Source organism: Puniceibacterium confluentis (assembly GCF_007923445.1).
In the GTDB taxonomy this organism is placed as follows: Bacteria; Pseudomonadota; Alphaproteobacteria; order Rhodobacterales; family Rhodobacteraceae; genus Puniceibacterium; species Puniceibacterium confluentis.
In genome coordinates this window covers 1-18528 of record NZ_VOJI01000018.1, presented here as the reverse complement: position 1 = coordinate 18528, position 18528 = coordinate 1, and the positions used below count along the sequence as shown (strand labels likewise).

The window sequence follows — 18528 nt, the reverse complement described above, 5'->3', positions numbered from 1 at the left end:
CTGGGGGCCGCTCTTAAGCGATTGACAGCATTCAACGCCTTCAAACCTTCGTTTTACTAGGCTCAGGACCCATTGATTTTCGCTTCGTTGCGTGATTCACGGCTCAAAAAATGATCGGTGAACATGTCTGATCTGATCTGGTTGTCCGACGCGCAGATGGCGCGTCTTGAGCCCTGCTTTCCCAGATCCCACGGCAAGCCACGCGTCGATGGCAAGCGCGTGCTTGGCGGGATTATCTTCATCAATCGCAACGGCTTACGGTGGCGTGGCGCGCCGAGGGAATACGGCCCGCACAAAACGCTCCACAACCGGTGGAAACGCTGGAGTGACAAGGGCATCTTTGCCCAGATGATGGCCGGTCTGGCTGCTGATCACGGCGAACAGACGACGGTCATGATCGACGCCACTTACCGCAAAGCTCATCGAACGGCGTCCAGTCCGGGCATCAAAAAGCGGGGCGCGGTCGCCTGATTGGTCGAACCAAGGGGGGCAAGAACACGAAACTGCACGCCATCTGCGACAGCCAGGGACGTGCGCTCGATCTGTTCGTGACCGCCGGTCAGGTCAGCGACTACATCGGTGCCCGAGCACTGCCGAGCAGCCTGCCGGATGTCGTCTGGCTGCCTGGGGATCGCGGCTATGACGCTGATTGGTTCAGAGAAGCGTTGAAAGACAGCGGGATACGCGCCTGCATCCCGGGTCGCAAGCAACGCAAGACTACAATCCGATACGACAAGCGGCGCTGCACACGCCGCAACCCTCTCGTGACATTGCTGCGCAATGCACTGCCGGGCAGTGATCGAGATCATGTTCGGCAGGCTCAAGGACTGGCGGCGTGTCGCAACCCGCCATGACCGCTGCCCCGAAGTCTTCCTCTCCGCAATCGCCCTCGCTGCACTCGTCATCTACTGGCTATGAGGCCTGATCCGAGGGCGGACTCTAATCGGCGGTGGAGGAAAATTCCCGTGGCAGGACAGCGGATGCAGCCTCTACTCGACCAAGAGATGCGTCAGTCTACAGCGCGCGACAGCCGCTTGTAACTCCCGCGTCGCAGCGTCGAGGATTGCGTCTTCGTCCAGATCGGTCTTCCGGTGCCGCATGCGGATGTTACCGTTCACGATCACGGTATCCACGTCTGCCGCGTTGGCAAACTGTGCCACTGTCGTCAGTGGCATCATCGGCGGGTAGAGATGCGGCTTGCGGCGGTCGAGCATGACGATATCGGCCTTTTTGCCCGGCTCAAGTGAGCCCAACTCATCCTCCAGCCCAATCGCCCTTGCCGCGTGGATGGTACACATTTCAAGAACATCGAGCGGCATCATCACTGCAGGATCACGGAAGTGGCGGCGGTGGTAGTGCAAACACTGGGCCATATGCCGGAACATGTCATATCCGCGATCCGGGGCCGCCGCATCTGACCCCAAGGCGACGGTCACGCCCATGTCGCGCAGTTCTGGCGCGGGGCAGCGGCCAAGGATGGACATGATTGCCGACGGGTTATGCACGATAGACGCGCCACTGCGCTTCGCGGCGGCCATGTCTTCTGGGGTGAGGTCGACCGAGTGAGAGAGGTAGGCCCACGGGCCGAGAATGCCGAGATCTTCGGCCAGCGCGATGGAGCCTTCGCGGTGGCCGTCCTGGGTAAACAGCAGACCCTGCCTTTCGCGCAAATCCATCGCCGCGCGGCACATCTGGCGGATTTCATCCGGGTCTTGGGCGAATTCAGCAGGAGAATAGACCGGCATGATCAGACAGATGCCGGTGCCTTCCCCCAGCAGATCGCCATGCGTGTCTGCCAATTGTCCGCAAACCGCGAGTTGGTCTTCGAATGAAAGGGTAAGATCCTGGCTGAGATCGAGGCTGCGGTAGGTCCTGGGGAATGGCCGTCGGTTCAGCCCAACAGCGAGCATTGTACGGATGCCGATCTCTCGCGTGGCGGCACAGTGCAGATCGCCTGCCTCGATGGTATCGGTGCGGTAATGATCAGCTCCGCCGCCGAGCAGCATGGTGCAGGTGGTGATCCCCGCCTTGAGCCGCTCAAGCCCCGAAAGCCGCGCTTCGGCCTGCCAGAATCCGGGGGTAGACCCGCGGGTATAGAGGTCTTCGCAGGCCTTGAACCACGCGTCACCGTCGCCGCCGCCAAGGTTGCGTGTCAAACCGTGTCCGGCATGGGCATGGCTGTCGATCAACCCCGGCAGGGTGATCATATCCGCCCCCCCGATCCGCTCAGCCCCTTCCGGCACGGCCACCTCATCAGCAGAACCAACGGCGGTGATGCGATCATTTTCAAAAAGGATCGTCGCGTTCTCAAGCACTCTCCGGGCGGGGTCCATCGTGATGGCGGTGGTGTTGGTGATCGCATGAATAGCCATTCTCAACCCCCGCTCAAGGCGATGCCGAGGACGTCGTCCTGCAAGGCGTTGCCTTCGCTTGACGCTTCCAGTTTCAACGTTCTTTCCGCTTCCTGCAGATGTTCATCCATCGCAGTCTTGGCAGTGTCAAAGTCCCCTGCCGCCAGCGCGGCGACGATGGCGGCATGTTCATCCGGGCCACATTGCGTGTCGCATTTCGGCTGGAAAACCGCCGTTACCAAGGTGCTTTTTGACACAAGGTCGCGCAGGATATCGGCGAGAAGGGGTGAAGCCGCGAGTTCGGCCAGCAGCATGTGAAAGGCACCGGAAAGGCGGATGATCCGGGCGGTATCGCCCTCAGCCAAGGCTTCGCGCTCCTCGGCGATATGGGTTTCGAGCACCGCCAGCTTGTCCTGGGCGCCATGCTTCCTGAGCGCTTCGATAACGCCCCGTTCCACCACCCGCCGGGTGAAGAAGACATCGCGGGCCTCTTCGACCGAGGGCGTGGTCACAAACGCCCCCCGATTGGGGATGTGGCTGACCAGCCCATCATGGGTCAACTGGTCCAACGCCCGGCGGATTCTCGGGCGACTCGCGCCAAAGATTTCACACAGACGCTCTTCTTTCAGGCGGGTGCCGGGCGGCAGGCGGCGTTCGGCGATGGATTTCCAAATCCGTTCATAGATCTGCTTTTCCGTGAGCTTGGCTTTCAGCAACTGCTTATCCCCAACCATAATTTCTCCGGGTCTTACGTCGCACAACTGTCGCCGATGGGAGGCCAGAAGCGCAAGCATTTAATGTTTGCAAAAATTGTTAACAATAATTGTAGACAGAAAAAACGAATTGTGCCAGCTTTTCTCCAGTTGCTGAAATGCAGGCCCCTTGAGCCCGCTTGGCGACAGAAACAGGGAGACAACCATGACACCGCGCAACCTATTATTCACCGCTACCTCGGCACTGGCGCTGGCCTGTGCCGGCGCCGCGCAAGCCGAGACATTCCGGCTGGGCACCAACGGCGATCTTTACGGGCTGGACCCACATTCGATGACGGACAGCTTTACCGTCTCGTTCCTCAACCACGTCTATGAGGCGCTGGTGCGCTATGACGCGGACCTCAAGATCGAGCCGGCCCTGGCGACAGGCTGGGAGCAGATCGACGAGACCACCGTGCGCTACACGCTGCGCGAGGGGATCAAGTTCCACGACGGTCAGGACTTCTCGGCCGAGGATGTGGTGGCATCGGTGAAACGCGCGGCGCATGAAGACTCGCCCATTCGCGGAAATATCGCCGGGCTGGTCGATGCCAAGATGGTTGATGACATGACCGTCGACCTGATGCTCGACGGGCCGAACCCGTTGCTTAACAACTTCCTGACCAACGTGCTGATCTTCGACAGTGGTTGGCTGGAAGAGCATGACGCGCTGGACCCGATTGACGCGCAGAAGGGCGAAGAAGGCTACACCACGTCAAACGCCAATGGCACTGGCCCCTTCCGCTTTGAATCCCGCACCCCCGACGCGCAGACCGTTTTGACGGTCAACGGCGATTGGTGGGACGAGCCGCAGCACAACCTGACCCGCATTGAGCTGAACCCGATCAACTCCGACGCGACCCGGGTGGCAGCGATGCTGTCGGGTGAACTCGACATGATCTTCCCCTCGCCCCTGCAGGATGCCAAGCGCATCGAATCCACCGACGGAATGCATGTGTTGGAAGCGCCCGGCCTGCGCGCGATCATGATGGGCATCAACATGTCCGACAAATCCAACAACCCCAACCAAGAAGGCAATCCGCTGCAAAAGGTCGAAGTGCGCCAGGCGCTGGTCCATGCGATCAGCTATGACCTGCTGCGCGACAAGATCATGCGCGGCAAGTCCCGCAATCTTGGCGGGCTGGTCGCCCCGCAGGTGCCGGGCTTTGACGAAGGTGTCGATGCGATCCCCGCCTATGATCCCGACCTGGCCAGGAAAATGCTGGCCGATGCGGGCTACCCCGAGGGTTTCAGCCTGAACATGAACTGCCCGAATGACCGCTACGTCAACGACGCGGCGATCTGTCAGGCGCTGGCGGCGATGTTCGCACGGGTCGGCGTTAAGGTGGACCTTACGGCAGAGACCAAGGCGATCCACTTCGAGCGCGCCCGCGCCAATGAAACGGATATGTTCATGCTCGGCTGGGCGACCCTGCCAATGCTCGACGGCTACTCGGTTCTTTCGGCCATGCTGCACACGCCCGGTGGGCAGATGGGCACATGGAACCCCGGCGGCTATTCCAACGCCGAGGTCGACCGCCTGACCAAGGCTGTGGCCACGGAACTCGACGCCGAGAAACGCCTCGAGATGATGGCCGAAGCCTTCCGCATTGCCGATGAGGAAGTGGCTTGGTTGCCGCTGCACGCGCAGCCGCTGTCCTGGGCCGCCCGTGACGCCGTGAAGATTCCCCAGACCGCGGATGACAAGCCGCGCCTCTGGCTCGCCCGGATCGAGTGACCTGTCGCGGCGGGCGTGATGACCGCGCCCGCCGTCCTTCCCCTGCCAGCCGGAGGCCAGCATGTTTGCCTTTCTTATCCGCCGCATCATTCAGGCCGCGCTGGTGATGCTCGTCGTCGCTTCGATCGCCTTCTTGATGTTTCGCTTTCTGGGCGACCCGATTTCCAACCTTCTGCCCGAAGACGCCACCGTTCAGGACCGCGCCGAGATGCGCGAGAAAATGGGGCTGAACGACCCGGTAGTGGTCCAGTATGGACGATTCATCGTCGATGCCGCGCAGGGTGACTTCGGCCAATCCTACCGCAACAACCGCCCCGTGTCGGACCTTCTGGCCGAACGCTTTCCCGCTACCGCCGAACTGGTGCTGGTCGCCGCGAGCCTCGCGCTGGCGCTTGGCATCCCTCTGGGCATCTACACCGCGCTCAACCCGCGCGGCTGGCTGAGCCAAGGTTTACAGGTGATCTCGCTTCTGGGCATCTCGGTGCCGACCTTTGTGACCGGCATCCTGCTGATCCTCGTCTTCTCGGTCTCGCTGGGCTGGCTGCCCAGCTTTGGCCGGGGCACGGTGGTTGATCTGGGCTGGTGGACAACTGGTTTCCTCACCGTCTCCGGCCTCAAGGCGCTGATCCTGCCCGCGATCATGCTGGCACTGTTCCAGATGACGCTGATCATGCGGCTGGTGCGCGCCGAGATGCTGGAGGTACTGCGGACCGATTACATCAAGTTCGCCAAGGCGCGGGGCATTCCCAACCGGATGCTGCATTTCAAATATGCACTGAAGAACACGCTGATCCCGGTAATGACGATCTTTGGCCTGCAATTGGGCGGGTTGATTGCCTTTGCCATCATCACTGAGACGGTCTTCCAATGGCCGGGTATGGGGTTCCTGTTCATCCAGGCCGTGAACTTTACCGATGTGCCGGTGATGGCCGCCTACCTGGTGCTGGTGTCCTTCATCTTTGTCGTCATCAACACGCTGGTCGACCTTTTGTACAATGTGGCCGACCCGCGCCTGCGGGCCGAGAAAAAACCCGCGCGCGGCGTCTGAGGAGCAGAATATGTCAAACTTCGTGCCCATGCTGTACTCCGTCTGGGACAGCGATATCTCCTACAGTTTCCGCAAGTCGCGGGTGGCTGTCATCTCGGCGCTGGTACTGCTGGCGATGTTCCTCACGGCGATCTTCGCGCCGAGCATCGCGCCGCAGAACCCTTTCGATATCGCCGAGCTGGACCTCTTTGACAGCGAGTTGCCCCCATTCTGGGCCGAGGGCGGCAATACCGCCTATCTGCTCGGCACCGACACACAGGCCCGCGATGTGCTCTCCTCGATCATGCACGGAATGCGAATTTCGCTGCTGGTGGGGTTCGCCAGCGTGATCCTTGCGGCCGTGATGGGGGTAACCCTCGGTCTGCTCGGTGGCTTCCTCGGCGGTATCGTCGATGCGGTGCTGATGCGGATCGCCGATGTCTTGCTCAGCTTCCCGCCCATCCTTGTGGCACTGCTGATCAATGGCGTGTTGCGCGGCGCCCTCCCCAGTTCGGCGCAGGCAGAGTCGGCGCTGATCGTGCTGATCCTGTCGATCGGCCTGACCAATTGGGTGCAATACGCCCGTACCGTGCGCGGCTCGACCATGGTGGAACGGCGCAAGGAATATATCGAAGCAGCGCGCACCCTCGGCACCGGCAAAGTGGCGATCATGATGAAGCATATCCTGCCCAACGTGCTTGGCCCGGTGCTGGTGATTGCCACGATCAACCTGGGCATGGCGGTGCTGACCGAAGCGACGCTGAGCTTTCTGGGTGTCGGCATGCCGCCCACCCAACCGTCGCTGGGCACGCTGATCCAGATCGGCAATGAATTTCTGTTCTCCGGCATCTGGTGGGTCGTCGTTTTCCCTGCCGCAGCACTGGCGATCCTCGTGCTGGCGGTGAACCTTCTGGGCGACTGGCTGCGCGATGCGCTTAACCCCAAATTGCGGTGAGGTAACCGAATGTCACTTCTTGAACTGGACAATATCGTTGTCGAATTCCCCACCCGCCGCGGCCCGCTGGAAGCGGTCAAAGGGCTGAGCCTTGACCTCGACGAAGGCGAAATCCTCGGGCTGGTCGGTGAATCCGGTGCGGGCAAGTCGATCACGGGCGCGGCCATCACCGGGCTGATCGAACCACCCGGCCTGATCCGCTCGGGCGAGGTGCGGCTGCGCGGCGAGCGTATCGACAATCTCCCCCCCGAAAAGATGCGCCGCATCCGGGGCAAGGAAATCGGCGCGATCTTTCAAGACCCGCTGACCAGCCTCAACCCGGTCTACACCGTGGGTGACCAACTGATCGACACGATGCGCGTGCATCTGGGCCTTGATCAGAAAGCCGCCCGCAAACGCGCCGTTGAATGGCTGGCCGAGGTGGGCATTCCCGCCCCCGAAACCCGGCTGGACCAGCACCCGCACCAGTTTTCAGGCGGGATGCGGCAACGGGTGGTGATCGCGCTGGCGCTTTGTGCCGAGCCGAAGCTGATCATCGCGGATGAGCCGACAACGGCGCTCGACGTCAGCGTGCAGGCGCAGATCCTGGCCCTGCTCAAGCGGCTCTGCCGCGAGAACGGCACGGCGGTCGTTTTGGTGACGCACGACATGGGCGTGATCGCGGAAACCGCCGACCGCGTGGCGGTGATGTATGCCGGACGGCTGGTCGAGATCGGCGACGTCCGCCAAGTCATCGAAGACCCGCTGCACCCCTATACGCGCGGCCTCATGGCCTCGATCCCGCAGATCGGCAACCGGGACCGGAGGCTCACGCAAATCGAGGGTGCCATGCCTGGCCTGCGCAATCCCGCGCCCGGCTGTGCCTTTGCCCCCCGCTGCCCGCGTGCGATGGACCACTGCCACAGCATTCGCCCCGTCCCACAAAGTGCCGGCACCGGCCAAGTCGCCTGCCACATTTATGGAGAGACGCAATGACCCCGCAAATCGCACCGGACGACATCCTCAGCGTCCAGAATATCTCCAAACGCTTCGACGTGTCCGAGCCGTTCCTCAACCGCCTGATCGAACGCCGACCGCGCCGCATCCTGACGGCGGTGAACGACATCAGCTTTGACGTGCCGCGCGGCAAGACCTTTGCCGTGGTGGGCGAGTCCGGCTGCGGGAAATCCACCGTGGCGCGGTTGCTGATGGGGCTGCATGCCCCAAGCGCGGGCGCGATCCGATTTGAAGGAACAGACATCACCCATCTGCCCCCCGGCAATCCCCCCGCACTGCGCCGCCGGATGCAGATGATCTTTCAAGACCCCTATGCCTCGCTCAACCCGCGCTGGCGGGTGCGCGACATCATCGGCGAGCCGCTGAAGAACTTCGGCATCTGCAAGACCCGCGCCGATGTGACACGCGAGGTGGAAAAACTGCTGAGCCAGGTGGGCCTGAACCCCGCCGACGCCAAGAAGTTTCCGCATGAATTCTCGGGCGGCCAACGCCAGCGCCTTTCCATCGCCCGCGCCCTGACGACACGGCCCGAACTGCTGATCTGTGACGAGCCGACCTCGGCGCTGGACGTCAGCGTGCAGAGCCAGATCCTCAACCTGATGAAAGACCTGCAGGATGAGTTCAACATGAGCTACATCTTCATCAGTCACGATCTGGCGGTGGTCTGGTACATGGCCGATGTGCTGGCGGTGATGTATCTAGGCAAGATTGTCGAGGTTGGTCCCAAAGAGCAGATCTTTGAGAACCCGCAGCACCCCTACACGCGCCTGCTGATGGAAACTGTGCCCAAACTCACCGTCGGCGGCACCGAGCGGACCCCGGTGGCCGGCGAAGTGCCCAACCCGATCTCCCCCCCACCCGGCTGCGCCTTCCACCCGCGCTGCCCGCTGGCGAATGACATCTGTCGCGGCGCAGCACCAGAGCTGAACCTGCGCAGCGGCGGTCAGAAATCCGCCTGCCACGCGGCGGACGAAGGCCGGTTGCCGCCATGGCTGCGGCTGGCGGCGGAATAGCGGAATGGAGTTTGACTTCACCACCCTGCCCGAACGCGACCGCTACCGCCTGCTGTCGAGCTTCGTGGCCCCGCGTCCCATCGCGCTGGTCACGACGCTCTGCCCCGACGGGGTGCCCAACGCGGCGCCCATGAGCTTTTTCAACGTCTTCTCGCAGGAACCCCCCATCGTGATCCTTGGCATCCAGACCCGGCCAGATGGCACGGTCAAGGACACGGTGAACAACATCAACGCGCGGCAAAGCTTTTGCGTGAATATGGTCGACATGGCGCTGGCCGGGGCGATGATCACCTGCGGCATCAGCTATGAGCCGGATGTGGACGAGATCGCCACCGCCGGGTTGACCATGACGCCCGCCAGCCAGATCGAAGGCGGCTGGATCGCGGAAAGCCCCTGCGCAATGGAATGCGCCGTGGCCGAGACCATTCGCTATGAGCGGCGCGAGATCATTCTGGGCCGGGTCGTGCAGATGCATGTCCGCGACAACTGCCTCGATGACGCGGGCCGCTATGTACGGCCCGAGAACTACCAGCCAATCGCGCGGCTACATGCTGACAATTACATCACCTCTAACCGGCAGTTCGAGCTGAAGGCCCCCGCCCAGCCTCCCTCTGGCGTGAAACGGAAAGCCGCCCCATGAAAATCCACCTTATCAATCCAAACTCGACCGTGGGGATGACCGAAGCCATCGCCCGCACCGCCCGCGCCCACGCCGGGCCGGGGATCGAGATCATGGCAGCCACCGCGCGCGGCACACCGCCCAGCATCGAAGGCTATGCCGATGAAGCCCGCGCCGTGCCCGCGATGCTCGACGCCATTATCGCCGCCGAAGCACAGGGCGCCGTGGCCCATGTGATCGCCTGCTTCGACGATCCCGGCCTTGATGCCGCACGCGCTGTGGCGATGGGGCCGGTGATCGGCCTGTGTGAAGCCGCGCTGATCGCGGCGGGCCGGATCGCCAAGCGCTTTTCCGTTGTCACCACCCTGCCCCGCGCCGTGCCGATCATCGAAGACCTTGGGGATCGCTACGGCTGTGGTCGGGCGCTCTGCGCTGTGCATGCCGCCGACATTCCCGTGCTCGACCTTGAATTCGCGCCGATGCAAACCCTGCCCCTGATCGCCCGCAAGATCCGCCAGTCGGTCGAGGAAGACCGCGCCGAGGCCGTGGTGCTGGGCTGCGCGGGCATGAGCGCACACCTGGAGCAACTGGGCCGCGATGCCGGGGTGCCGGTGATCGACGGCGTGGGCTTTGCCATCCGCATGGCTGTCGGGCTGGCCGCCACCGGACTTTTGACCAGCAAAACCGGCGCCTATGCCCTGCCCCGCGTGAAGCTAGCCGCCGAGGCGCAACCGCGCGTCGCCCACCTGACCCGATAGACTGGACGAAATATGACCAAGCCACTGCTGCTGAAAAACCTGCGCCCGATGGGCGGGGCGAATGTGGACGTATTGATCGAAGCCGGGCGCATCGCCCGGATCGCCCCTGGCGTCATGCCGAGCGGGGATGTAACCGTCGAAGACTGCGGCGGCGCGCTCGCCCTTCCCGGACTGGTTGATGCCCATGCCCATCTCGACAAGACGCTTTGGGGCATGCCTTGGCACCCACACCAGCAGGGCAAGAGCCTCCGGCAGATGATCGACACCGAGCGCCAGTTGCGCCACGAGTTGGACATGGATGCAGAGCGCCAATCGTCGCGGCAGGTGGCACTGGCGCTGTCCAAGGGCACGACGGCGATCCGCAGCCATGTCGATATCGACACCGACCACGGGTTGAGCCTGTTCGAGGGGGTGGCAGCAACGCGGGCGCGCTATGCCGAGGTGATGCAGATCGAGATCGTCGCCTTCCCGCAATCGGGCATGATGATTCGCCCCGGCACGCTGGAATTGATGGACCAGGCCCTGCGCGATGGGGCCGAGATTGTCGGCGGGCTGGACCCCTGCGGCATTGACCGTGATCCCAAGGGGCAGCTTGATGCCATTTTCGGGCTGGCTGAAAAACACGGCAAACAGATCGACATTCACCTGCATGAGCCGGGTGAAATGGGCGCATTCAGCCTTGAGATGATCCTTGACCGGACCGAGGCGCTGGCGATGCAGGGCAAGGTGACGGTCAGCCATGCCTTCTGCCTTGGCATGAACGATCAGGCGCGGGTCGCCGCATTGCTTGACCGGATCGCAGCACTTGAAGTGTCGCTGGCCACCACTGCGCCCGCCTCGCGCCCGGTGCCTTCGGTCGCGGCCTGCCGCGAGCGTGGCATCGCGATCTGCGCGGGCAACGACGGCATCCGCGACACCTGGACCCCTTACGGCAACGCCTGCATGTTGGAGCGGGCGATGCTCGTCGGCCTGCGCAACAATTTCCGCGCCGATGTCGAGGTCGCTTGGGCGTTCGACACCTGCACCACTGACGGGGCTCGGGTGATGGGGTTGGAGGATTACGGCCTCATCGAAGGCAGCCGTGCCGATCTTGTGCTGGTGGATGTCGAGGCGCTGTCCGAGGCGATTACCCTGCGCCCGCCGCGTCGGCTTGTCCTTTCGGGCGGGCAGATCGTGGCCTGCAATGGGGAGACGGCAAGCGCATGGCAAACAGCATGAAGCGTACCGCCCTGAAGGCGGCTTGGGTGGTCGGCCATGCGGAGGGCAGGCACTGCCTTTATCGCAACGGCACTGTTGTCGTTGAAGGCGAGAAAGTGCTGTTCGTCGGTCATGACTTCGACGGCGACGTGGCAGAAACGATAGACTTCGGCGAGGCGCTGATCGGGCCGGGATTCATCGACCTTGACGCGCTGGCCGACCTCGACACCACGGTATTGGGCTATGACAACCATCCGCCCGAACTGAAGGGCCGGGTCTGGCCGCAAAGCTACATGCAGGCCGGTCCGCGCGAGATGTATACGCCCGAAGAACTGGCCTTTCAAAAACGCTATGCCTTCACCCGATTGATCCGCAACGGCATCACCACCGCCCTGCCCATCGCTTCGCTGTTCTACCGCGCGTGGGGCGAGACGGCGGAGGAGTTTGACGCGGCAGCAGAGGCGGCAGCTGACCTCGGCTTGCGAGTCTACCTCGGCCCCGCCTATCGCAGCGGCAATCTGGTTGTCGATACAGATCAGCAGGTCGGTTTTCATTACGACGAGCCACGCGGGCTGGCAGGTCTGTCAGAAGCCGAAGCCTTTGTCGCTCGACACGAAGACACCCACGGCGGGTTGATCCGCACCATGCTGGCCCCAGACAGGATCGAGACCTGCACGCCCGATCTGCTGCGCCGGAGCGGTGCCGCCGCCCGGGAACATGACGTGCCGATCCGCCTGCATTGCTGCCAGTCGCGACTGGAATATGATCTGGTGCTGCAACAGCATGGCAAGAGCCCGCTGGAACTGCTCCGCGATACCGCCTTCTTTGCGCCCGCCACGATCCTGCCGCACGGGCTGTTTCTCTCGGGCATCAACGGGGTCACCCATGATGCGCCCGACCATGACATTCTGATGAATTCCGGTGCCGCACTTGCACATTGCCCATTGGTGATGGCACGCGGCGGCAAAGTCCTGCACTCCTTCGCGCGCTTCCGCGATCTTGGGGTGACCATCGGCATGGGGACGGACACGCACCCTGCCGATATGATCCAGAACATGGCGCTTGGCGTGATGACCGCGCGGATTGCAGAGGGCAATCCGACCTGCGTCAGCGCCGCCGATTTCTACGATGCGGCAACCCTGGGGGGCGCGGCGGCACTAAATCGGCCGGACCTGGGGCGGCTGGCGCCCGGCTGTGCGGCAGACTTGAACGTGATCCGACTGGATTCTCCGGATATCGGCCAGCGCATTGACCCGATACAGACCTTGTTGCTCAACGGCTCTGGCCGGGATGTCTCGGACGTGATGATCGCCGGGCGTTTTGTTATGCGTGACGGCGCAATTCCGGGGGTTGATGAGGCTGCATTCCACCAGCAGGCCCAGACGCAATTCGATCGGATGGTTGCGCAATATCCCGATAGGACGTTGTTTCACCCGCCGGTAGAAGAGATTTTCCCGACAAGTTATCCTCTGCGTGGTGGTGCGCCTGCAGTCGGGTGAGGTGATTGAGGGACGGAAAGGTCGTTCGAGATTCAACGAGCCGCCATGGCGGGGACAGAGCGGCTCGTTTTGCCCCAATGGTTATTTGAGAAGCATGACCATCTCTTCATAGCCGCGTTCCATAGCATGCTGAAGCGGGGTGACCCCGTCGCGATCAGGGATGGTCTTATCGGCTCCTGCCTTAACGAGTATTTCTACCGTCTTGATGTGATCTTGCCCCCCATCCCCCAGAACCACCGCCTCGATCAGGGCGGTCCATTTGAGGTTATTGACGTGATCGAGCGGCGCGCCACCAGCGACGAGGCGGGCAACGACCTCGTGGTGACCAAGATGCGCAGCAGCGATTAGTGCGGTGCCGTCGTAAACGCTTGTAACGAGGTCCGGCTTGTTGCCCAACTCCATGGCAAGAGACACCATTTCGGGATCATTCGCCACTGCGGCAATGGTCAAAACGTCGTAGGCCCGATTTTCGAGTGCATTCATGTCTGCCCCGCCCTTTGCAAGTGCCGCAAGGGTGTCGTCATGCGAGGCAAAAGCAGCGATATGTGCTGGCGTACGCCCGGCGCGATCTCGGACATTCAGATCGGCGCCTGCTGCTATCAGACTATTGACGTCTTCCACCCGCCCTTCGTGGGCCGCGAGATGCAAGCCGCTGTATGACGCAATGTCGGACGCGGATGGTGCGGTCTGTGCGTGAGCGGCGGCACTCAGTGACAGTGCGGCGGCGGCGATAAGGGAACGAAGCATTGGGGACACCTTTCAATTGCAGTGACCCGCCTCCTTGAAAGGCGGGCCATGTTTACCTTATTCAGCGCCGATAACGTCAAGACCGGCGCGCGCGCATGTCTCGTCAATGGCACCAGATGGTGCGCCGCCGACACCGATGCCGCCAACCAACGCGCCGCCAATCTTGATCGGCAGACCGCCCGCCTGGATGACCAGACGACTGTCCATGTCGCGCAGGCCACCGTTTTCAGGGTTTGCACCGATGAAGCCGGCCAAACCGGCAGTGTCGCGGCCCATGCTGGCAGACGTAAAGGCTTTGCCGGTGCTCGAACCAACGGTGTGTGGGCCTGCATTGTCAGCGCGCAGGATCGTTTTGGTCACGCCGCTGCGTGCGACAATCGCGACGCTGACGTTGTGGCCCTCGGCAGCGCAGGCATCGACTGCGGCTTGGGCTGCTTGTGTCGCCATATTGAGCGGAAGATAGGGGGCCGATGGCAAGTCCTGGGCGAACGTCGAGACGGGGACCAGAAGCGTGGCTGCGAGGGTGAGTGAACGGATCATCGGAAGGTTCCTTTTGTTGAACTGGTACTCCGGTTCTAATCCCAGGCAGCAGATCGCAACATTCGTAGCCTTCGCAGGTATATCCGTAGTTCTACGGGTCGGCCTGTGCCTCCAGCCAGTATCGCGTCAACTCGGCCGCCGAAGACGTGCCCGCCTTGACGGCAATCGCTGCCCGGTGGCTCTCAACCGTACGCGGGGACAGGCCGAGCGCATCTGCGATCTGTTTTGTGGTCAGACCTTTCGCGATCATCCCAAGGACTTCTTGTTCACGCATTGAAAGGTGTTGAACCAAGGCAACGGCTTCGGCGCGTTCAGCTGAGGCCTGCTCGCGCCTTTCCAGCTCTGCGTGGCCCTTCTGGATCGCGTCTATCAAATCATGTTCGTCAACGGGCTTGCTGAGGAAATCAATCGCACCGTTGCGAAATGCCCGTCTGCACGCTTCGATATCACCATGGCCGCTGATGATGACAGTGGGCCACATCATCCCTTCCAGGTTCAGTTTTTCTTGCAGTTTCAGACCCGAGATTGCGGGCATGCGAATATCCAGGATCAAACACCCTGGCGACAGTGTCGCGGCTTGGCTCAGGAAAGCGTCAGGAGAGGCAAAGCTGCGCACAGTCAGTCCCACAGTCTCGAGCAAAAGCGTCAGGGCGCTGCGCACGGCCTCGTCATCATCGACCAAATAGACGTAATTATTCATGCTGCCACCGTCGGGGCTGAAAGCGGCAAGGACAAGCGAAAGGTGGTCTGGGCGGCATCGGACAGGTACACTATTTCCCCCCCCATCTGCTCGGCCAGGCGTTGGCACAGAGCCAACCCAAGCCCCGTGCCATCCGGTTTGCCGGTGACAAATGGCTCAAAAAGACGCGGCCTAATCTGCTCGGGGACGCCCGGCCCGTTGTCGGTGACATCCAAGATGGCCAACCCCGCGTCGGCAGCGGTCCGGATCGTGACCTTTGCCCCGTCCGAGGCATCAAGAGCATTTCGGACCAGGTTGAAAATGATCTGCTCCAGCTCGACCGGGTCCGCATCGACGAGAAGCGGTGCCTCGTGAAGCGACAGCACAATCGTAGCGTCTCGGCTCTTTGCCTCCAGTGCCAGCAGGCGCTGCACCGATCGAGCGGCCTCATGAAGGGCGCAGGGTTTCGATTGGGCGCGGTTTGGTTTGCTCCAGCGCCGCAGACGCTCGAGGATGTCCGCCGCCCGCTGCGCCTGCGCGACGGTGTCATTCAGCACTGCGCCCAGACGGTCAGCATCCCCGCGGCGCAACAAGTGCCGACCGGCCTGCGCTTGGCTGAGGATCGCGGTCAACGGTTGCGCCAATTCATGTGCCATGCCGCTGGCCATCTCACCCATCGCATTGACGCGTGAGGCATGCGCCAATCTGGTTTCCTGTGCGCTCAGCCTGGCCCGGTTTTCGGCCTCTTCGGTGCGCGCGCGTTGGTGCAATCCGAGGGCAGTCAGAGAAAGCAGAGCGGATACCAGCATGACTGCAGTCAGCGCTTTTTCCAGCGGCAGCACGTCTGCAAAACGAATGGCAAGTGCGGTTTGCAGTATGAAGGGTTGCGACTCGCTCCCCAAAGGCTTCGAAAACCCCGCTGCTTCTTGCGCAGGCTGCCCCACCAGCGCAGCCTGACCGTCTGGCGTCAGCAACCGCAGGGAAACAGATGGCTTCTGCCAAAAAGGATCTTCGGTCGCCAAAAGCGCCCGCGCATCAATGACCAGCACCAGTCCATGCTGTGCCGCATCGGTATTGGGCGTGCGCTTGACGACCATATAGTGGTCAGGCCGGGCCTGCAGCTGTTTCACCTGCAGTGCGCCGGTCGAGCTGCGGGCCATCTCGACCACCGATGCTGTATCCTCACCTGCAAGGCCCGGCTTCAATGGAATGACTGGATCCGAGGGATCAAACGGGATCACGTTCACGGAGGCAATGCGCGGATAAAACCGCATGATCGTTGCGCCCACGTCCAAAAAAAGATCCTGACGCGCGACGCCACCGGCCAGGAATATGGCGGACAATGACGTCAGGTGGGCATCATGCTGATCCGCACGTTGAGACGCCAGGCGGTGGAGCGTGGCGCTTTTGGTGGTGAGCTCGCGCACCAAACTCTGGCGTTCAATAAATGCCAACACACCCAGCGAAAATGCAATGGCAAGAACCCATATTCCCAGGTACTGCCAGATGTCATGTGATCTTGAAGACGCCATGCATTTTCATCGCAGATGCAAGAGCGATCACCAATCCGTATTTCTACGGTCTTCGCGAAACGGTCTGCATGAGGTTCGAAACTGGCTCACCACTTGCAAGAGCGTTCTTTATTGCAATACAACGGCCTACCCTCTTTGGATCCGCTTGGCAGCCTTGGTGCTGAAGGAAGCGAACGGCCCATGCCGGACCTCTATGCAGATCGCAGTGAACGGCAGCTTCGAGCCCCAAGCGGCAGATGCTGCGGCGGACATGAATGGCCGGTATCGCCTCCTTACAACTCCAAGAAGACACTTACCCCTTGAGGTAACTAACGACTCGGCCTATACTTACCCTTATGGATAAGAATGGCGCCGAACTCGATACCATCTTCCTTGCTTTCGCGGACAGCACCCGCAGGGCGGTCTTGCGACGGCTGGGCGATGGCCCGGCCTCGGTCAGCGATCTGGCCGCGCCCTTCGATATGGCACTGCCACCGTTCATGAAACACATCCGCACGCTGGAGAACGCGGGCCTGATCACCACCGAAAAGGTAGGCCGCGTCAGAACCTGTGAACTCAATCCAGAAACATATGCGGCTGTCGAGGAATGGCTCAAGGAACAGCGCCAGCAATGGGCTTCGCGCTACCGGAAACTCGATCAACTGCTCAAACAACTAAAGGAAAAAGACAAATGAAACCCGATCTCCACTTCAGCTTTCAGGCGGACATGCAGAGCAATCGACTTACCATCCGGCGCGAGTTTGACGCATCCAAGGATTTGGTCTGGGACTGCTATACCAAGGCGGAACTGCTGGACCAGTGGTTCGCTCCCGAACCTTTCACGGCCAAAACCAAATCCATGGCATTTGAGGAAGGTGGGCATTGGCATTTCGCCATGGTCGATCCTGACGGAAATGAACACTGGGTTCGCTTTGACTATAAGAGCATTACGCCGAAGGACGGCTATCGCGCGCAAGACGCCTTCAGTGACGCGGACGGCAGCATCAATCGCGACATGCCCGTGTCAATCTGGGACGTGACGTTCGAGGACGCATCCCCGCGCACGCTCGTCCAGATCATCTCGACCTACGAGACGCCCGAAGCGCTGCAACAGGTGATCGACATGGGCATGAAGGAGGGCATGAAAGCCACCCTCTCCAGTCTCGACAAGCTGCTTGCGAAACTGAGCTAAAGCAGGAGTTGTAGCCAAAGCGGACCTTGGGACGGCACGTTCAAAAGTCCGCTCTGTCCGCTCTAGCGACCTTTACCTGTCGAAAACGTTGCGCGATGCACGAACGGCCGGTTCGGTGAAGCCGCACAACGGCACGAACCGCTACCTGGAACTCCGCACCGGGCCGACGGCGGTCAACGCGCGGGAACGGCTACCGCTCAGCGCAGGCATTAGACCCTCCATCTTGATGCGTATTGTCGCCGCCTGGTTGTTTGCGGCCCTGTATTTGCTTCCCAAGGATCACCGGACGCGGTAGGCAATCCGATCCTCGAAGGATTGGGACAGAACATGGCGCAGAATGCCACCATTTATAAAATCGAGCTGTCGATCTCTGACATGGATCGCCATTATTACGAGACTCACAAACTGACCGTTGCGAAGCATCCCTCGGAAACGGCCGAGCGACTGATGGTGCGCGTCGTCGCCTTTGCCCTGAACGCCCATGAGCATTTGGAAATGACCAAAGGACTGTCGACGGACGACGAGCCCGATATCTGGCAGAAAACCCTGAGCGGCGAGATCGATGTATGGGTGACACTTGGACTTCCGAGCGAGAAGGTCATGCGTCAGTCCAGCAGCAAAGCTTCAAAGGTGATTGTCTATCCCTATGGCGGCAGGGTTGCCGAACTGTGGTGGGACAAGGTCAGGAACGGCACCACCCGTTTTGACAATTTGCAGGTCATCAATTTCACGGAGGCCGACACCGCCGCTTTGGCAAAGCTGGCCAACCGCGCAATGAAGCTCCAGGTCAATATCCAGGACGGCGAGGTAATGGTCAGCGTCGATGACAGCGTCGTCTACGTCACGCCCGACACATGGAAGGGCGCAGCATAGATTGTGACCTGCGACCCAGCTCTCCTCCAGTCTTTGGAAGAATCCGTGTATTGATTTCTGACCTCATGCGGCCTGCTGTTG

At 61.5% G+C, this 18528-nt stretch carries 20 protein-coding genes and 1 pseudogene; 15 read left to right on the top strand and 6 right to left on the bottom strand.

From position 1 onward, the window contains the following. Positions 1–123: 123 nt before the first annotated feature. The 3 genes and pseudogenes from FOY53_RS24230 to FOY53_RS24220 all read left to right on the top strand — a co-directional run bounded on the left by FOY53_RS24230 (position 124) and on the right by FOY53_RS24220 (position 918). Positions 124–471 carry a transposase gene (locus FOY53_RS24230; protein ID WP_439332550.1) on the top strand — a complete coding sequence of 116 codons (348 nt, stop codon included), beginning with the start codon at positions 124–126 and terminating at the stop codon, positions 469–471. Next, a pseudogene (locus FOY53_RS24225) lies at positions 468–689 on the top strand (IS5/IS1182 family transposase); the annotation flags it as partial. The gene FOY53_RS24230 and the pseudogene FOY53_RS24225, both read left to right, overlap by 4 nt. A gap of 91 nt (positions 690–780) precedes the next feature. After that, entirely contained in the window at positions 781–918 is a 138-nt protein-coding gene (locus FOY53_RS24220; RefSeq protein WP_439332549.1) for a transposase, read from the top strand. 71 nt (positions 919–989) lie between these two features. Here the strand turns inward: FOY53_RS24220 and FOY53_RS17400 are convergent, their stop codons facing one another. Together FOY53_RS17400 and FOY53_RS17395 are read right to left on the bottom strand one after the other, a co-directional pair. Further along, entirely contained in the window at positions 990–2372 is a 1383-nt protein-coding gene (locus FOY53_RS17400) for an amidohydrolase family protein (protein ID WP_146591222.1), read from the bottom strand. A 2-nt stretch (positions 2373–2374) separates the two neighbouring features. Continuing rightward, positions 2375–3145 carry a GntR family transcriptional regulator gene (locus FOY53_RS17395; protein ID WP_246107453.1) on the bottom strand — a complete coding sequence of 257 codons (771 nt, stop codon included), beginning with the start codon at positions 3143–3145 and terminating at the stop codon, positions 2375–2377. A gap of 124 nt (positions 3146–3269) precedes the next feature. Here FOY53_RS17395 and FOY53_RS17390 point away from each other — a divergent pair, with 124 nt between their 5' ends. The 9 genes from FOY53_RS17390 to FOY53_RS17350 all read left to right on the top strand — a co-directional run bounded on the left by FOY53_RS17390 (position 3270) and on the right by FOY53_RS17350 (position 12905). After that, positions 3270–4841, top strand: a complete 1572-nt coding sequence (locus tag FOY53_RS17390; RefSeq protein WP_146591220.1) for an ABC transporter substrate-binding protein — start codon at positions 3270–3272, stop codon at positions 4839–4841. Between the two features lie 61 nt (positions 4842–4902). Beyond that, the gene (locus FOY53_RS17385) at positions 4903–5889 is read left to right on the top strand and encodes an ABC transporter permease (protein ID WP_146591218.1); all 987 of its coding nucleotides are present in this window, start codon (positions 4903–4905) and stop codon (positions 5887–5889) included. A gap of 10 nt (positions 5890–5899) precedes the next feature. Next, positions 5900–6823: an ABC transporter permease gene (locus FOY53_RS17380; RefSeq protein WP_146591216.1), complete on the top strand. Its 924-nt coding sequence runs from the start codon at positions 5900–5902 to the stop codon at positions 6821–6823. 9 nt (positions 6824–6832) lie between these two features. Next, positions 6833–7798 (top strand): ABC transporter ATP-binding protein, encoded by a 966-nt coding sequence (locus FOY53_RS17375; RefSeq protein ID WP_146591214.1) that lies wholly within the window; start codon positions 6833–6835, stop codon positions 7796–7798. After that, complete coding sequence (locus FOY53_RS17370; RefSeq protein WP_146591212.1) at positions 7795–8832, top strand: ABC transporter ATP-binding protein; 1038 nt, start codon at positions 7795–7797, stop codon at positions 8830–8832. Before FOY53_RS17375 ends, FOY53_RS17370 begins: the two co-directional genes overlap by 4 nt. A gap of 4 nt (positions 8833–8836) precedes the next feature. Then, positions 8837–9472, top strand: a complete 636-nt coding sequence (locus FOY53_RS17365; protein WP_146591210.1) for a flavin reductase family protein — start codon at positions 8837–8839, stop codon at positions 9470–9472. Further along, entirely contained in the window at positions 9469–10209 is a 741-nt protein-coding gene (locus FOY53_RS17360; protein WP_146591208.1) for an aspartate/glutamate racemase family protein, read from the top strand. Before FOY53_RS17365 ends, FOY53_RS17360 begins: the two co-directional genes overlap by 4 nt. Before the next feature lie 12 nt (positions 10210–10221). Next, positions 10222–11427: an amidohydrolase family protein gene (locus FOY53_RS17355; protein ID WP_146591206.1), complete on the top strand. Its 1206-nt coding sequence runs from the start codon at positions 10222–10224 to the stop codon at positions 11425–11427. Beyond that, positions 11424–12905, top strand: coding sequence for a chlorohydrolase family protein (locus tag FOY53_RS17350; protein ID WP_246107452.1), 1482 nt, complete (start codon positions 11424–11426; stop codon positions 12903–12905). Before FOY53_RS17355 ends, FOY53_RS17350 begins: the two co-directional genes overlap by 4 nt. A gap of 81 nt (positions 12906–12986) precedes the next feature. On the opposite strand, the gene FOY53_RS17345 is transcribed toward FOY53_RS17350, so the two are convergent. The 4 genes from FOY53_RS17345 to FOY53_RS17330 all read right to left on the bottom strand — a co-directional run bounded on the left by FOY53_RS17345 (position 12987) and on the right by FOY53_RS17330 (position 16403). Then, the gene (locus FOY53_RS17345) at positions 12987–13652 is read right to left on the bottom strand and encodes an ankyrin repeat domain-containing protein (protein WP_146591202.1); all 666 of its coding nucleotides are present in this window, start codon (positions 13650–13652) and stop codon (positions 12987–12989) included. A 57-nt stretch (positions 13653–13709) separates the two neighbouring features. Beyond that, positions 13710–14192, bottom strand: a complete 483-nt coding sequence (locus FOY53_RS17340; protein ID WP_146591199.1) for a GlcG/HbpS family heme-binding protein — start codon at positions 14190–14192, stop codon at positions 13710–13712. Positions 14193–14283: 91 nt separating this feature from the next. Next, positions 14284–14892, bottom strand: coding sequence for a response regulator transcription factor (locus FOY53_RS17335; protein ID WP_146591197.1), 609 nt, complete (start codon positions 14890–14892; stop codon positions 14284–14286). Continuing rightward, positions 14889–16403 (bottom strand): sensor histidine kinase, encoded by a 1515-nt coding sequence (locus tag FOY53_RS17330; protein WP_246107451.1) that lies wholly within the window; start codon positions 16401–16403, stop codon positions 14889–14891. The genes FOY53_RS17335 and FOY53_RS17330 overlap by 4 nt, the downstream gene beginning before the upstream one ends. 335 nt (positions 16404–16738) lie before the next feature. Between FOY53_RS17330 and FOY53_RS17325 the strand changes: the two genes are divergently transcribed. The 3 genes from FOY53_RS17325 to FOY53_RS17315 all read left to right on the top strand — a co-directional run bounded on the left by FOY53_RS17325 (position 16739) and on the right by FOY53_RS17315 (position 18447). Then, a complete protein-coding gene (locus FOY53_RS17325; protein ID WP_146591195.1) occupies positions 16739–17077 on the top strand; it encodes an ArsR/SmtB family transcription factor in 339 nt (112 codons plus the stop codon). Next, positions 17074–17574: an SRPBCC family protein gene (locus tag FOY53_RS17320; RefSeq protein WP_146591193.1), complete on the top strand. Its 501-nt coding sequence runs from the start codon at positions 17074–17076 to the stop codon at positions 17572–17574. The genes FOY53_RS17325 and FOY53_RS17320 overlap by 4 nt, the downstream gene beginning before the upstream one ends. Before the next feature lie 327 nt (positions 17575–17901). Beyond that, positions 17902–18447: a YaeQ family protein gene (locus FOY53_RS17315; protein WP_146591191.1), complete on the top strand. Its 546-nt coding sequence runs from the start codon at positions 17902–17904 to the stop codon at positions 18445–18447. Positions 18448–18528 lie beyond the last annotated feature (81 nt).

Bases quoted from the DNA above. Each gene is read 5' to 3' on its own strand.
- FOY53_RS17350 (WP_246107452.1), top strand. From the start codon at position 11,424: ATGAAGCGTACCGCCCTGAAGGCGGCTTGGGTGGTCGGCCATGCGGAG.
- FOY53_RS17345 (WP_146591202.1), bottom strand. From the start codon at position 13,652: ATGCTTCGTTCCCTTATCGCCGCCGCCGCACTGTCACTGAGTGCCGCC.
- FOY53_RS17355 (WP_146591206.1), top strand. From the start codon at position 10,222: ATGACCAAGCCACTGCTGCTGAAAAACCTGCGCCCGATGGGCGGGGCG.
- FOY53_RS17370 (WP_146591212.1), top strand. From the start codon at position 7,795: ATGACCCCGCAAATCGCACCGGACGACATCCTCAGCGTCCAGAATATC.
- FOY53_RS24230 (WP_439332550.1), top strand. From the start codon at position 124: ATGTCTGATCTGATCTGGTTGTCCGACGCGCAGATGGCGCGTCTTGAG.
- FOY53_RS17380 (WP_146591216.1), top strand. From the start codon at position 5,900: ATGTCAAACTTCGTGCCCATGCTGTACTCCGTCTGGGACAGCGATATC.
- FOY53_RS24220 (WP_439332549.1), top strand. From the start codon at position 781: ATGCACTGCCGGGCAGTGATCGAGATCATGTTCGGCAGGCTCAAGGAC.
- FOY53_RS17365 (WP_146591210.1), top strand. From the start codon at position 8,837: ATGGAGTTTGACTTCACCACCCTGCCCGAACGCGACCGCTACCGCCTG.
- FOY53_RS17390 (WP_146591220.1), top strand. From the start codon at position 3,270: ATGACACCGCGCAACCTATTATTCACCGCTACCTCGGCACTGGCGCTG.
- FOY53_RS17400 (WP_146591222.1), bottom strand. From the start codon at position 2,372: ATGGCTATTCATGCGATCACCAACACCACCGCCATCACGATGGACCCC.
- FOY53_RS17385 (WP_146591218.1), top strand. From the start codon at position 4,903: ATGTTTGCCTTTCTTATCCGCCGCATCATTCAGGCCGCGCTGGTGATG.
- FOY53_RS17340 (WP_146591199.1), bottom strand. From the start codon at position 14,192: ATGATCCGTTCACTCACCCTCGCAGCCACGCTTCTGGTCCCCGTCTCG.
- FOY53_RS17360 (WP_146591208.1), top strand. From the start codon at position 9,469: ATGAAAATCCACCTTATCAATCCAAACTCGACCGTGGGGATGACCGAA.
- FOY53_RS17325 (WP_146591195.1), top strand. From the start codon at position 16,739: ATGGATAAGAATGGCGCCGAACTCGATACCATCTTCCTTGCTTTCGCG.
- FOY53_RS17395 (WP_246107453.1), bottom strand. From the start codon at position 3,145: ATGCTTGCGCTTCTGGCCTCCCATCGGCGACAGTTGTGCGACGTAAGA.
- FOY53_RS17375 (WP_146591214.1), top strand. From the start codon at position 6,833: ATGTCACTTCTTGAACTGGACAATATCGTTGTCGAATTCCCCACCCGC.
- FOY53_RS17320 (WP_146591193.1), top strand. From the start codon at position 17,074: ATGAAACCCGATCTCCACTTCAGCTTTCAGGCGGACATGCAGAGCAAT.
- FOY53_RS17335 (WP_146591197.1), bottom strand. From the start codon at position 14,892: ATGAATAATTACGTCTATTTGGTCGATGATGACGAGGCCGTGCGCAGC.
- FOY53_RS17315 (WP_146591191.1), top strand. From the start codon at position 17,902: ATGGCGCAGAATGCCACCATTTATAAAATCGAGCTGTCGATCTCTGAC.
- FOY53_RS17330 (WP_246107451.1), bottom strand. From the start codon at position 16,403: ATGGCGTCTTCAAGATCACATGACATCTGGCAGTACCTGGGAATATGG.